Origin of the sequence: Micromonospora sp. WMMC250 (assembly GCF_027460215.1) — a bacterium.
GTDB classification, from domain to species: Bacteria; Actinomycetota; Actinomycetes; order Mycobacteriales; family Micromonosporaceae; genus Micromonospora; species Micromonospora taraxaci.
Window position 1 is genome coordinate 2,890,533 of the sequence record NZ_JAPZBJ010000002.1, and the last position, 13,935, is coordinate 2,904,467.

General features: G+C 73.2%; 11 protein-coding genes. 6 read left to right on the forward strand and 5 right to left on the reverse strand.

All coding sequences use genetic code 11. The features are described from left to right. Positions 1 to 3: 3 nt before the first annotated feature. On the reverse strand, positions 4 to 3,321 hold the full coding sequence (locus tag O3438_RS12600) for an AfsR/SARP family transcriptional regulator (protein ID WP_269680141.1): 3,318 nt from the start codon (positions 3,319 to 3,321) through the stop codon (positions 4 to 6). Between the two features lie 215 nt (positions 3,322 to 3,536). On the opposite strand from O3438_RS12600, the gene O3438_RS12605 reads away from it, so the two are divergent. From O3438_RS12605 to O3438_RS12615, 3 genes are all read left to right on the forward strand, one after another. Continuing rightward, entirely contained in the window at positions 3,537 to 4,415 is an 879-nt protein-coding gene (locus O3438_RS12605; RefSeq protein WP_269680142.1) for an alpha/beta fold hydrolase, read from the forward strand. Positions 4,416 to 4,770: 355 nt separating this feature from the next. Continuing rightward, positions 4,771 to 5,220 (forward strand): hypothetical protein, encoded by a 450-nt coding sequence (locus O3438_RS12610; protein WP_269680143.1) that lies wholly within the window; start codon positions 4,771 to 4,773, stop codon positions 5,218 to 5,220. Next, a complete protein-coding gene (locus O3438_RS12615; RefSeq protein ID WP_269680144.1) occupies positions 5,217 to 5,612 on the forward strand; it encodes a hypothetical protein in 396 nt (131 codons plus the stop codon). Before O3438_RS12610 ends, O3438_RS12615 begins: the two co-directional genes overlap by 4 nt. Positions 5,613 to 5,653: 41 nt before the next feature. On the opposite strand, the gene O3438_RS12620 is transcribed toward O3438_RS12615, so the two are convergent. The 3 genes from O3438_RS12620 to O3438_RS12630 form a co-directional block, all read right to left on the reverse strand. Further along, a complete protein-coding gene (locus O3438_RS12620) occupies positions 5,654 to 7,822 on the reverse strand; it encodes a hypothetical protein (protein ID WP_269680145.1) in 2,169 nt (722 codons plus the stop codon). Positions 7,823 to 7,828: 6 nt separating this feature from the next. Next, the gene (locus tag O3438_RS12625) at positions 7,829 to 9,019 is read right to left on the reverse strand and encodes a low temperature requirement protein A (protein ID WP_269680146.1); all 1,191 of its coding nucleotides are present in this window, start codon (positions 9,017 to 9,019) and stop codon (positions 7,829 to 7,831) included. A 90-nt stretch (positions 9,020 to 9,109) separates the two neighbouring features. Continuing rightward, a complete protein-coding gene (locus O3438_RS12630; RefSeq protein WP_269680147.1) occupies positions 9,110 to 10,051 on the reverse strand; it encodes an SDR family NAD(P)-dependent oxidoreductase in 942 nt (313 codons plus the stop codon). Positions 10,052 to 10,182: 131 nt separating this feature from the next. On the opposite strand from O3438_RS12630, the gene O3438_RS12635 reads away from it, so the two are divergent. Next, positions 10,183 to 11,004, forward strand: a complete 822-nt coding sequence (locus tag O3438_RS12635; protein WP_269680148.1) for an MmyB family transcriptional regulator — start codon at positions 10,183 to 10,185, stop codon at positions 11,002 to 11,004. Here the strand turns inward: O3438_RS12635 and O3438_RS12640 are convergent. After that, positions 11,001 to 11,768 (reverse strand): TetR/AcrR family transcriptional regulator, encoded by a 768-nt coding sequence (locus O3438_RS12640; protein WP_269680149.1) that lies wholly within the window; start codon positions 11,766 to 11,768, stop codon positions 11,001 to 11,003. The genes O3438_RS12635 and O3438_RS12640 overlap by 4 nt on opposite strands. Before the next feature lie 148 nt (positions 11,769 to 11,916). Between O3438_RS12640 and O3438_RS12645 the strand changes: the two genes are divergently transcribed. Both O3438_RS12645 and O3438_RS12650 read left to right on the forward strand, forming a co-directional pair. Beyond that, positions 11,917 to 13,209 (forward strand): sensor histidine kinase, encoded by a 1,293-nt coding sequence (locus tag O3438_RS12645; RefSeq protein WP_269680150.1) that lies wholly within the window; start codon positions 11,917 to 11,919, stop codon positions 13,207 to 13,209. Beyond that, the gene (locus O3438_RS12650) at positions 13,197 to 13,862 is read left to right on the forward strand and encodes a response regulator transcription factor (protein ID WP_269680151.1); all 666 of its coding nucleotides are present in this window, start codon (positions 13,197 to 13,199) and stop codon (positions 13,860 to 13,862) included. The genes O3438_RS12645 and O3438_RS12650 overlap by 13 nt, the downstream gene beginning before the upstream one ends. Positions 13,863 to 13,935 lie beyond the last annotated feature (73 nt).

Here is a 13,935-nt window from a genome sequence, read left to right on the forward strand (position 1 = left end):
CGATCAGCGTGCGGGGGTGGCCGTCCGGGCCCGGGCGCTGACCGCGCGGGCGACCTGGCGATGCGCGGCCGCTTCCTCCACGCGGCCGAGTGCGTCGGCCAGGGCGGCGAGGTGCCCGGCCACCGGGCCGACGGTGAGCACACCGCTGCCGGCCGCCAGTTCCTCCGCCGCCGGCAGCAGTTCGGCGTGGACCCGATCCATCGTGACCCGGTCACCGAGGGCACGCGCCGCCCGACCGACGAGGCAGAGGCGCGCCTCCCGGAGAAGGTCGTGCGGGCCTTCCGGAAGTGCCCGCACGGCCGCTGCCGCAGCGTCCCGGTCACCGTCGGCGAGCAGCAGCAACGGCCGGACCCACGGCTCGTGCGGCCCCCAGTCCATGGTCGCCCAGCCCGCCCCGCCCGGAATCGGTCGGTCGAGACCGTCGGCCCCGCCGTCGGCGGCTTCGGCCAGCCGCAGGCCGAGCAGCGCGAGCGGGAGCAGCCCACGGGTCAGGCCCGGCATACCATCCGCGGGCAGGTGACGGGCCGCCGCGTGGAAGGCGTCCGCCGCCGAGGCCGACTCGCCGTCGAGAGCCAGGCGCAGCGCGCCGAACCACCTGGTGAACACCGCGACCAACGGCAGCTCGTACCGCTCGGCGAGTCGATCGGCGGCACGGGCGTGCTCGTCGGCTGCGGGTCGGTCGGCCAACGCGCAGTACGACTGGACCAGCACGAGGTGGCCGAGCACCTCGAAGGTCACCAACTGGTGCCGAGCGGCCAGGTCGACCAACTCGCGACCGATGCGGGCCCGCCCAGCGGCGAGGCCGACGCGCTGGAAGGTGTGCATGAAGCGGGCGTTGAGCGCGAAGGCCAGCAACCCGGGGTCGCCGACCGTCCGGGCGAGGGTCTCGGCCTCGTACGCCGCCCGGCGACCGCTGTCGGTGGTGGTGCCGCGCAGTTCCAACGCAAGGGTGCTCAGGAGGCGGCTGCGCCGCGCCGAGCCGGTCGGGCCGAGAGCGCTCAGGGCCTGCTCGGCGGCTCGGACGATGTGCCCGGAGAGCCTGTCGTCGTCGTTGCGCGTCCAGATGGCGGGTACGTCGAAACCGGCCAGCACCTCCTCGATCAGCAGCGGATCGCCGACCGACTCGGCGGCGGTGATCGCCTCGGCACGTCGCCCTCTCGCCTCGGCCAGCCGCCCGGTCACGGCCAGCGCGCGCCCCAGACCGAGCAGGGCGGTCAACCGCTCACGCTGCTCGACGCCGCCGGCACGGTCGTACGCCTCGATCACCTGTCGCCACAGGCGGGCCGCCTCGTGCGGGTTGCCGCCCCGTTCGGCCTGCTCGGCAGCCGTGCGGGCGTACGCGCCGGCGCGACCGGCGGCGACCCGCCCACCGGCGCGAAGCAGGTGGTGCGCGATCGCGGCGGGCTCGACCGGATCTCGTTGTCGCAGCGCTTCGGCGATGGTCGCGTGCCACGCGGCGCGGCGCGGTGTGGACAGGTCGGCGTAGAGCGTGTCGCGGACCAGGATGTGGGTGAAGCGCAGCTGACCGTCGGGCTCCCGCTCGGCGAGGAAACCGGCCTGCAGGGCGCGGTCGACGGCGTCCAGCACGACTGCGGGGTCGCCCGCCAGGGAGGTGAGGATCTCCAGGTCGAGGTCCCGGCCGAGCACGGCGGCCTGCCGCAGCACGGTGCGCGTCGGTGTGGGTAGCTGCGCCAGCCGGTGTCGGATCACGTCGCGCACGCCGGGCGGCACCGAGGCCAGTGCGGCCTCCCCCTCGCTCGCGTACAGCTGGGCCAGCTCGCGGACGAAGAACGGGTTGCCTCCGCTACGGTCGTGGATCAACTGGGCGGTGGTCGGGGCGAGTGCCGCGCCGACGACGGCGCGGGCCAGCTCACCCGTCGCCGACGCGGAGAGGCCGGCCAGGTACTCCCGGGTCGGTTCCAGCCCGGCGACGCGAGCCAGGGCGGCGGTCAGTTCCGGACTGATCTCGGTGGCGCGGTAGGTGCCGAGAACGAGCACCGGCCCGGTGGCCGGGTGTGGACCGGTGAGCAGGGCGGTCAGCAGGTCCAGGGTGTCACCGTCGGCGCGGTGCAGATCGTCGAGGACCACGAGCAGCGGCCCTCGGTCGGCGACCGCCGCGACCAACGAGGCGACCGCCCGGTGCCGACGGAACCGCCCACCGGTGGGGTTGCCCGGTGCGTCGGTCGGACCGGAGGCCTCCACCAGCCCGGTGAGCGCGTCGGTGACCTGGGTCCACGGCCAGGCCGGCGGTGCTCCCTCGTACTCCGGGCTGCGTCCCCACGCGGTGGTCCAGCCCTCGGCGGCGAGCTGCCGCGCCACCGTCTCGGCCATCGCGGTCTTTCCGGCGCCCGGGTCGCCGCCGATGAGCGCGAGGGTGGGCGTGCGGCGCCGGAGCGCGGCCTCGGCGGCGTGCCGCAGGCGGTCCAGCTCCACTGCCCGGCCGACGAAGGGACGCTGCGGCGTCGGACCAGGCGGCGGACCGGGTGCCGCGGGTTGCCGGAGGTTGGGGGTGGCGGCGTCGTCGAGGGCCGGGGTGAGATGCGGCGCCTGGGCCAGGACGTCGGCTTCCAGCCTCTGCAACTCCGGCCCGGGATCCACGCCCAACTGCGTCACCAGGACGTTGCGCGCCTCGCGAAGCGCAGCGAGGGCGTCCCCCTGCCGACCGGCGCGGTACCGGGCCACCGCGAGCAACCGCCAGGCGTCCTCCCGCAGCGGATGGCTGGCCAGGTGAGCCGGCAGGTCGGCGGCGGCTTCGTCCGGCCGACCCAGTGCCAACAGCGCCTCCGCCCGCCGCTCGACGGCGAGCATGCGCAACTCGTCCAGTCGGCTGATCTCCGCCACCGCCCAGACCTCGTTCGCGCAGTCCGCGTACGCGGGGCCCCGCCAGAGCCGGAGTGCGTCGTCCAGGGCGGTCAGGGCCTGCCCGGGGCGTCCCGCCGCGAGCAGTGGACCCGTCTCGCCGACGGCTGCCTCGAACCGGCCGGCGTCCACCGCGTCCGGGGCGACCCGCAGCACGTACCCCGGTGGCTCGGTGACCAGGATCCGGGGCGGTTGCCGCGGTGGCCGGTCGGGCTCCAGGGCCCGGCGCAGGTCGGCGACGAAGGTCCGGATCGCGCCCACCGCGCCGTCCGGCGCGACCTCCCACAGGTCGTCGACCAGACGCCGCACCGGCACCACCCTTCCGTGGGCGATCAACAGCCGGGCCAGCACCAGGCGCTGCCGGTGCCCACGCAGCGGTGCCGGGCCACGCTCGGTGACGGCGGTCACCGGCCCGAGGACGCCGAAGGTCACCGCGTCCGGTGCGGTCGGCTGCCTGGTCATGGCACCAATCTAGGGCCTGTTTCACGGGGGCGGTCGAGCCGAGGCGGAGCCCGGGCGGTGATCCGGCAAGGCGCGGTTTCGTCCGGGCCCGCCGTCGGCAGGCCGGTGCTGATCCGACGCTGACCGCTTGCTGATCAGCGCGGAGAAGGCTCGACGACGTACGACGACGCGGGGCCATCGCCCCCGCCGGCACTGCTCAGCAGAGAGGTTCTCCCGTGGACCCCAGGATCAACGGATTCGACTACCGGCGCGTGACCGTCGCCGACGGTGTGACGCTCAACGTCGCCGTCGGCGGTTCCGGACCAGCTGTCGTGCTGCTGCACGGTTTCCCGCAGACCCACCTGATGTGGCGGCACGTCGCGGCCGACCTGGCCGCCGACCACACCGTCATCTGCCCCGACCTGCGCGGCTACGGCGACAGCGACAAGCCCGTCGACACCGACGGCACCGGGTACGCCAAGCGGACCATGGCCGCCGACGTCGTGGCGTTGGCCGGCGCGCTCGGTCACGAACGGTTCGCGTTGGCCGGCCACGATCGGGGTGCGCTCGTCGCTTTCCGCGCCGGCCTGGACCACCCGGCGGCGATCAGCCGGCTGGCGTTGCTCGACGTGGTGCCCACCCTGGACATGTGGGACGTGCTGCACGGCACCTCCGCGGCGGTCGCGTTCCACCTGTACCTCATGGCACAGCCACCCGGGCTGCCCGAGGAGTTGATCGGCGGCAGCCCGGACGCCTTCTTCGGCCATTTCCTGGACGTCTGGACCCGTGATCCGGAGGCCCTACCGGCCGACGTGCGGGCGGCCTACCTGCGTGCGTCCCGTAACGCGGTCACGTCGATCGTCGCCGACTATCGGGCGTCGGCCGGCGTCGACGTAGCCCACGACAGCGCCGACCGGGCGGCGGGCAACCAGCTGCGCATGCCGGTGACGGTGCTCCAGCAGGACTGGGGGGCCGCGCTGGGATATGACGCGGCCGGGGTGTGGCGGGCCTGGGCGCCCGACCTGGAGCACCGGACGGTCACCTCTGGGCACTTCATGGCGGAGGAGGCACCGGCCGAGGTGGTCCGGATGCTGCGGGCTCTGCTCGACCGCTGACCGATCGGAGGCCCGGCCGCACCGCCATCACCCTGGGTAAGATTTGCGACACCCCAGTGGGGACCATGGCGGCACGGCCGGGCCGTCGCGCTCCACCCGGCCCGACCCACGGCAACCGGGCACGAATGGGCCCTGACCTGCGGTAATGCGACGTGACACGCAGTGGACGAGAACCGGTCATCGGTGATACACAGGCAGATACCGGCAGCCAACGACGTCGAGTCGCTTCATCTCCTCGCCTTACGACCGTCCATCCGCACCGCACCAGCGTCGGCGTGCCGCTCCACAGTCGCGATCGGACGGCACCGGCCCGTGAGGCCGCTGCGGGAGGTCGGCCCTCGACCAAGGAGTTGCCGTGGGAACCCTCCGTATCCGATCCCGACACCAACCGTACGAAATCGCTGTCCTGACCGCCGCACCCGTGTGTGGCGTACTGATGCTGACCCTCGACGTCCGGCCGACCTCCGTGCAGACGGCCATGCCCGGGCCCATCCAGGTCGCGTGGGAGCTGGGGCTGATCGCGGTGGGCGTGGGCGGATTGCTGGGCATCCTGTGGCCCGGCCGGCTCTCCACCGGGCTCGGCCTCGAACTCGCGTCGGTGCTGGTGCTCGGCACGATCACCGGCATGTACGCCGTGGCCCTGGTGGCGATGTCGGGTCGACAATCCATCGTCGCGACGTCGTTCGTCATGGCGGTGACGGTGGGATCGCTCTGGCGGGCCACGCAGATCGCCGTCGACCTGCGCCGCCTGGCCCGAGCTTGCGAAATAGTTGGTTACGAACCCCTGCAGGCAGGTGTCACGTGATTACCTCCCCGGCGCCGGCCGCACCCCACTGGGTGCAGCTGGCGCTCAGTGTGCTCGGCATCCTCGGTGGCAGCACCGGCCTCGCCGCGATCGCCACCGTCGTGGTGCAGCGCGGCAAGTTCAAGGCCGACGCCGCCGACACCCTCACCGAGGCCGCTCTCACCCTGGTGCAGCCGTTGCAGACCCGGATCACCCAGCTGGAGGGCGAGGCGTTGAGCGCGCGGTCCGAGCTGGGCGTGCTCCGCGAGCAGGTCAACCAGTTGCAGTTCGTGGTCCGGGTGCTCACCCGGACCTTGGACCGCTGGCGGGCCGCGATCCGAGCCCCGGACGCCACCCTACGGAAGATCCGCGCGACGGTGGCGGAGACCGACAGAGCGACCGAGGAGCGCTGACCACGCGCGGCCCCGGCGCGACAGACCGGCAGTGACGGGCCTCAGGGAGAGCCCTGGATACGGGCGCGAAGCTCATCGACCGCCGCGCGGAACTCGGCGTCGGACTCGCCCGGGTGGTGCCCCCGCACGGGCGGCGGACAGCGCTCCCCCGGGGCTGGCAGCAGGTCCGACGGATCCCGCAACCGCCGGTCGACCCGACCCGCCGGATCGGTCGGGTCCGGGGGTGGATCACCGGGCCGATGGGCGGCGAACATCCAGCCACCGATGGGGTCGGTGTCCCGCCAGAGGTTGAGCCATCGCCAGTCGATTCGCTCCCCGACCTGCCGCAGCACCTCCTCGTTCAGGTAGGCGGGGAAGATCCGGGCGTACAGGCGGTCCAGCGGCGATCCGTAGGTGAGCAGCGCCACCCGCGCACGGACGCGCGGAGGCAGCCGCAGCACAGCGAGAGCGAGCAACGCGGACCCGTGGCTGTGCCCACAGAGCAGCACCCCGTCGTGCCGCTCTGTCAGTTGGGTGATCCGGTGCGCCAGCTCCGGTACCGCCCGGTCGGCGTAGCCCGGAGGCGCGAACGGGTGCGCGGCCCGGGGCCAGAAGGTACCCAGGTCCCACAGGATGCCGACGTGCCGGCGGAACCACGGCGTCCGGTAGGCGAACACCCCACCCAGGAGCAGGGCGACCACCACCGCCGCCGCGAAGTAGCTGCCCAGGGCGAGCCCCATGCCCACCACTCCCACCGGAAGCCCGAGAAACCGCGTCGCCAGTTCGTCGGGTGTCAGGTCGAACAGCCGCAACAGACTGGTGGCCAGTCCGATCGCGGTGAGGGCCGCCCACGCCACGGCGAGAAGCCCCAACCACTCGGCGAACCGCGCGCGGGCGACCGCCCTCGTCACCTGGTGCAGCCGCCCGACGCCCTCGGGCGGCACGGTCGGGAAGTCGCGCGCCGTGACCGCCGCGGCCGCGCGGCGACGGCGTCGCCGACTCAGCAGGGTCAGCGCCCCGCACAGCACGACGCCGGCGGTGACGTGCAGGAAGAACGCCAGGATCGTCCACTGGTACGGCAGCGGCGGTCCGCCGTCGCCACGGTAGCCGTCCAGCAGGTTCCCGCTCTGGTAGACGAGATTTGCGGAGAACACGCCGCCCGAGCCGACAGCGAAGGCCGCGACCACCGCTGCGCCCGACCCGCGCGACAGCGCGCGGTGACGGTCCCCGGGCCCGTGATGCCACAGCACCAGCGCACTCAGCGCCGCCAGCAGCGTCATCTCCCCGAGCAGGGCCGAGGTCGCGATGGTGTCGTAGCCGGGCAGTGCGGCCGACGAGGGCCAGGCCCGCTCGTCCAGGACGACGGCGGCGAGGGTGGCCGCGGTCAGGCAGATGGCCACCGCGCGCAGCGTCGTGGCGGTCCGGGTCACCATCCACGTCATCGCCGCCCGATCGAGCAGGCCGGGCACGACGAGCAGTCCGGCGCAGGCCAGCAGCACCGCGACGCTGAGCGCCAGCAGCACCGCGGTCACGGCCGTCGCGCCGCCTGCCGTACGGGCCGCGAGCAGTATCAGGCTGAGGATGGCGAGCGCGGCGGCCACGTGAAGCGCCCGCAGGCGTCCCACCAGTGGCTCGACGACCCACAGGGGTTTGCTGGTCGGGCGGGGCCGGCGGGTGCCGAGCAGCCGGAGGAACGCCACGGCGGCGATCGGCAGGAGCGACAGGACTGCCAGCCGCAACCCGACCTGATGCCCGTCGAGCCCGCCCACCGCGTCGAAGGGTCCCCGGCAGCGCGTCGCGCCGAGACACCGCCAGGCGAGCAGGTCGAGGGCGACCCCGGCGACGGACACGACGTACAGCACTGTGAGGTCGAGGGCGAGGAGCCGGCACAGCACGGTGACCCCGGCGGCGCTGCGGCGATCCGTGGGCCGCATCCACACCGCCAGGTTGCTGAGCATGAACGGCAGCAGGAAGACCAGTGAGAGGGTCCGGGCCACCGTGCCCGAGGGCAGGTCACCCCAGCGGTACGCCTCGAGCGTCACCCCGTCCGGACCGCCGCCGTCGGACCGTTCGGCGCGGTGGAAACCGCCCCTGTCGTCGCCGAAGACCTGCCGGGTCGGCGCCTGACCGAGAATGACCCCGGGCTCCGCCCCGGACACACCGTGCACCCGCAACTCCACCACGCTCCGCTCGCGCGGTGGGTCGCCGTGCTGCCCCGTTTCCTTCGGCATCGACAGCTACCGGGCCGGCCGACCGGCGGCATCGGGACGTCCGCGGGCCTGCCACAGGACGGGCATCGCGTCGACCAGGACGATCAGCAGCAACACCCCGGCGACCACACCACTGCTGACGACCTGCGGGAACTGCCAGGTCGCCAGTCCGGCCACGATGAGGGCCGGCACACCGACCAGCCGCGCCCAGGGCAGGCCGCTGTCGACAGCGGCCGCCAGCAGGATCCGGGCGGTGAGGAACAGCGCCGGGCCGATGACGCCCACGGCCAACTGTCCGTTGTCGCGGGCGCCCGGGTCGTCGATCGTCATCTCCATGGCGACCGAGGTGGCCAGGACCCCGGCGATCATGACCAGGTGCAGGTAACCGGCCTTGAGCGCCAGCATGCTGCCCGGCGGCCCGGCCGCCACGACGGCGGCGCCCAACCGCGTGCCGGCGGGCACCAGGTAGAGCCGGGCGAGAGCCACCGCGGTCACGAAGGCAAGGGCGAACGCCACGGTGCTCTCCCGGTCCATGCCGGAACCGCTGTACGTCACACCGGCGATCAGGATCAGCTCACCCAACGCGATGATGAAGATCTGCTGGTAGCGCTCGGAGAGGTGCTCTCCGTTCACCTGAAGCTCGGTCCAGGTGCTGCGCCCGAGCCACGGGAAGGGCCAGCGTAGCCGCGCGAGGGCGTACTCGAGCAGCAGGGCGAGCGCCCAGAGGATCTCCCGGGCCGGGGCGACGAACGCCCCGGCGATCCAGAGCACGCCGGAGATCGCGAACCAGATCGCCACCCGCGCGCTGCGCGACTGCAGCCGATGCCCCCGCAGCGCCGGGAGCAACAGCGCCCCGCGGCCCAGGTGGATGGCGACGTAGGCGACGGCGAACACCAGGGCGTGCGCGTCGAAGGCGGTGGGCACGGCGGCGGCCATCAGCAGACCACCGAACATCACCCAGAGCAGGAGCACGACGATCAGCGGGGCACGGGGGTCGAACCAGTCCGCCGACCAGGCGGTCACGAACCACACCCACCAGAGCGCCGCCAACAGGATCAACACCCGGAAGCCGCCGACCATGCTGGTGTCGTCGAGCAACGCCCGGGACAACCGGGTCAGCGCGAAGATGAACGCCAGGTCGAAGAAGAGTTCCAGGAACGACGTCCGGCGGGGATTCTCACGGCGCTGGAGCAGCCGGTCGGCAAGCCCGTTCGTCATCGCCCGCCTTCCCTGACGTCAACTGCCGCCCCAGTCGTACCACCTGGGCAGCCGGGCCCGGGCGCGTTCCCCGAGGCCCGGCCGTCGTCCTCAGCGGGCGGTGGTGGCGGTGGGCCGGGACATCAGGTCCGACGCCACGTCCCAGAGCCGCTCGGCGTTGCCCGGGTCGACCGCGTACGCGGCCACACCGCTGTAGTCCGCCGGCCGCTCGGTGACGACCGCGGCCTCGGCACAGTCCTCGAAGTAGCGACCGCCGATGCCGTCGAGCAGCGGGGACGCGGCGAGCAGCACCGAGGTCGCGGCACCCTGCTGCGGGGTCTTCTGCCGCTCCTTCGGGGTCCGCAGCCCACCGGTGTGCTTCTGGAGGCCGGTCGCGATGGCGCCGGGGTTCAACGCGTTGGCGTAGATGCCCTCGCCGGACCAGCGGCGCGTCGCCTCGACGGCGAGCAACGCCTCGGCGCTCTTGGACTGCCCGTACGCCAGCAACGGGTCGTACGGGCGGAACGCGAAGTGCAGGTCATCGAAGATCACCGGGGAGAACAGGTTGCCGCTGGAGCTGACCGACACGACCCGGGCGCCTCCGGCGGCGGCGAGCGCGTCGTGCAGGCCGACGGTCAACGCGAAGTGCCCCATGAAGTTGGTGGCGAACTGCATCTCCCAGCCCTCGGCGGTGCGCTCCAACTCCGGCAGCGCCATGATCCCGGCGTTGTTGACCAGGATGTGCAGCGGCTGGTCCCAGTCGGCGACGAACCGGCGTACCGAATCCTGGTCGGCCAGGTCCAGTTCGCGGACGGTGACCCGGTCCGCGCCGATACCGGCCGCGATGTCGGCTGCGGCCTGTTCACCGGCGGCGACCCGGCGTACTCCGAGCACCACCTCGGCGCCGGCGGCGGCCAACGTGCGGGCGGTCTCGACGCCGATCCCGGCGGCCCCTCCGGTGATGACGGCTCGCCTGTCGGTCAGGTCGACCCCGGCGATGACCTCGTCGGCGGTCGAGGCGAACCCGAACGGGGTCACGATTCGCTCAGTCATCTCTGTCCCATCTCCCGATCACGCGTACGCCGACCACTGTCACCCAACCATCGGGCGGTGTCCGGGTCCTGGTTTTCCTGGTAGTGGCAGGACCAGGATGGGCGGCCGGTCACCGCTCCTACGATGGGCTGGTGAGCACGGCCGGCCCGCTCGGCGAGTACCTGCGTGCCCGGCGCGAGCTGATCGGGCCGGGCGACGTCGGGCTGCCGGCGCACGGCCGTCGGCGGGTGCCCGGCCTGCGTCGTGAGGAGGCGGCCCTGCTCGCCGGCATCAGCGCCGACTACTACCTGCGGTTGGAGCAGGGTCGGGACCGGCACCCGTCGGCGCAGGTGCTCGGCGCGCTGGCCCGCGCGCTGCTGCTGGACGCGGAGGCCACGGCGCATCTGCACCGCCTCGGCGCACCGGTCCCGACCCGCCGCCCGGCGCGTCGGCCGGAGCGGGTGCCGGCGGGAGTCCGGCAGTTGGTCGGGGCGTGGACCGAGACACCGGCGTTCGTGCATGGTCGGTATCTGGACGTGCTCTTCGCCAACCCCCTGGCGACCGCGTTGGCACCCATCTTCAGCGCCGGGGTGAACCTGCTGCGCGCGGTCTTCCTGGACCCGAGCGTGCCGGCGCTCTACCCCGCCCTCACGGCGGTCGCGGCGAACGCGGTGGCCGGACTGCGCGCGCAGGTCGGCACAGAGACGGACGACCCCCGGCTCACCGAGCTGGTGGACGAGCTGACGGCCGGCAGCGAACGGTTTCGCCGGTTGTGGGCTCGACACGACGTCAGCGCCCGCGCCGGCGGTGGATCGCGGGTGTTCCACCATCCGCGGGTGGGCGAGTTGGAGTTGCGCTACGAGAAGTTCACGATCAGCGGCACCACCCAGTCGCTCGTCGTCTACCACGCCGAGCCGGGCAGCGCGTCGGCGCGCACCCTGGCCCGGCTGGCAGTGCCAGCGGTGCCGGGTTAGCCGGCGGCCGCCCGCTCGGCGACCACCACCGAGATCCCGTCGAGGACGCGTTGCAGACCGAACTCGAAGGCGTACTCCGGGCCGTACGCGGCGCCGTGCTGCTGGCCCGCCGCGGTGCCGACCCGGGAGGCGGTCGGGTAGGCGTCCGCCGTCAGGAACGTCTCCAGCCAGGGCGCGTGCGACTGCCACCACTGGCCGTCGGTCATGCCGGTCTCGCGTTCCAGGTCGACCACCTCGGAGGCGGCCCGTGCCGCGCTCTTCACGTGGCCGAGCACCAGGGTGAGCACCGCGTCCATCTCGACGTCGCTGAGCCCGATGTCGGCGACCGCGCCGAGCTCGTAGTCGTACTTCGCCACCAGGTGCGGGCCGAGCACCGGTCGGGTCGTCTCGGCCCGCAACATCCAGGGATGCCGCTGGTAGAGCGCCAGGTTGTCGCGCGCGATCCGGTCCAGCCGGGCCCGCCAGTCGCCCTCGACGGTCGGGCGCGGCATCTCGCCGTACGCGCTGTCGACCATGACGGCGACGAGTTCGGCCTTACCCGGCACGTAGGTGTAGACCGACATGGTGCCGACACCCAGCGCCTCGGCGACCCGACGCATGGTCAACGCGTCGAGACCCTCCGCGTCGGCGATGTCGATCGCGGCCCGGACGATCCGATCGACACTGAGCCCGGGCCCCGCGCTGCGGCTGGCCGGCTCCGTCGTGCGCCAGAGGATGGCCAGGCTCCGGGCCGGGTCCGCGGTCGCCTTGCGCTCACTCGCCATGGTGCGGCCATCCTAACAACGCGGGCGTACGCCGTACGCCACCCGGACGCGAGGCGCGGCCACCCGTCCACAGGTAGTGCTGGACCTACCCCGAAGAGTGGATCTGGACGGCTGGGGCGGCCGGTCGCCCACGATTAGCGTCTGTGGCATGACCCCGGAACGTCCCTCCCACCTGGCCGAGGCGCTGCGCCGCCGCGACTGGCTGGTCTCCGCCTGGCCCTGGCGGGCGCTGGCCTACCTGGTCAGCACCGTGCCGATCGCGGGCGTGCTCGCCGTCGGGCTACTCATCGTCGGCGCACCCCTGCTCGCCGCCGTCAACGGGCTGCTGCTGCACGACCGCCCGCCGGGCGTTGCGCTCATGCTGTTCCTGGCGGTCGGCAGCCTCTCCGTGCTGGCGCTGGCGCCGATCGTCAGCTTCCCGGTGGCCGCCGTCGAGCGGTGGCGACTGCGCCTCGTGGACGGCCGCCCGCTGCCTCCGTCGCCGTGGCCGGGCCTGGTCGCCCGCTACCGCACCGCCGCCGGATGGCGGGAGGTGGCGTACCTCTTCTGGCTGGGCGGGGTCACCCCGATCACGTACTGGGTGTTCCTGCTGCTGCTGGTGTTCGACCTCGGGCTGATCACCAGCCCCTGGCTGGCCGGCGACCCGAACAATCCGGTGGTGATCTGGCAGCCGATCGAGACCACCGGTGAGGCCGTCCCGTACGCGATAGTGGGTGTGCTGCTCCTGCCGGTCCTCTGCTACGCGGCCGGTCTGTTCACCGCCGTCCAGGCCACCGTGGCCCGCTGGGCGCTGGCCTGGCCGGTGGACGCGGCGGCGTTGCGCGAGGTCGCCCGTTCCCGTACCCGCCTGGTCGGCGCGTACGAGGCCGAGCGGCGCCGGATCGAGCGGGACCTGCACGACGGCGCGCAGCCACGGCTGACCAGCCTCACCCTCCAACTGGGTCTGGCCCGGCTGGACGTCCCCGAGGACTCCCCCGCCGCCCGACCCCTCGCCGTGGCCCACGACCAGGCCCGGGGTCTGATGGTGATGCTGCGGCAACTGGTGCACGGCATCCGCCCGCAGAGCCTCACCGACCTCGGCCTGGCCGGCGCCGCGCAGGAGTTGGCCGACGCGTCCACAGTCGCTGTCACCGTCCGCGCCGACCTCGACGGCGAGCTACCGGAGATCGTCGAGACCACCGCGTACTTCGTGGTGTCCGAGGCGCTGGGCAACGTGGTCCGGCATTCCGGGGCGACCCACGCGGACGTTCGCCTCACCCGGACCGGCGGCGACCTGGTGGTCGAGGTGTCCGACGACGGTCGGGGCGGCGCCGACCCGAGCCTGGGTACGGGCCTGACCGGTCTCGCCGACCGGGTCGCCGCCGTGGACGGCCGACTGCTGCTGTCCAGCCCGCCCGGTGGGCCTACAGTGGTCCGGGTGGAGCTGCCGTGTCGTCGCTGACCACTGTGGTGCTCGCCGAGGACGAGGTGCTGCTGCGGGAGGGCCTTGTCGTGTTGCTGACCCGCTTCGACTTCACGGTCTACGCCGCCGTCGGCTCCGCGCCGGAACTGCTGGACGCGGTCCGCGAGCACGAGCCGGACCTCGTGCTGACCGATATCCGGATGCCACCCGGGCGTCGCGACGACGGACTACGCGCGGCCGTCGCGTTACGCGCCGAGCAACCCCAGCTGCCGGTCGTGGTGCTCAGCCAGTACGTGCAGACGGGGTACGCGGCGGCGCTGCTGGACAGCGGCGACGGCCAGCGGGTGGGCTACCTGCTCAAGGACCGGGTGGCCGAGGTCACCGAGTTCGTCGACACACTGCGTCGGGTCACGACCGGCGGCACGGCGATCGACCCGGACGTGGTCCGGCAACTCCTGCACCGCCCGCGCGACCCGCTCGCCGCGCTCTCCGCCCGGGAACGCGAGGTGCTGGCGCTGCTCGCCGAGGGCCGCTCGAACGCGTCGATCGCCTCCCGGCTGCACGTCACCGAGGCGGCGGTGGGCAAGCACGTCGGCAACATCCTGCTCAAGCTCGACCTGCCACCGAGCGACGACACCAACCGTCGGGTGCTCGCGGTCCTCACCTACCTACGGGCCGACCCGACGGCCTGACCAGCACCGGGTCGAGATCACTGCGACCCGCTCGGGGCGTAGATTCTCTCCGCGGTACCGCCGCCGCATCGGG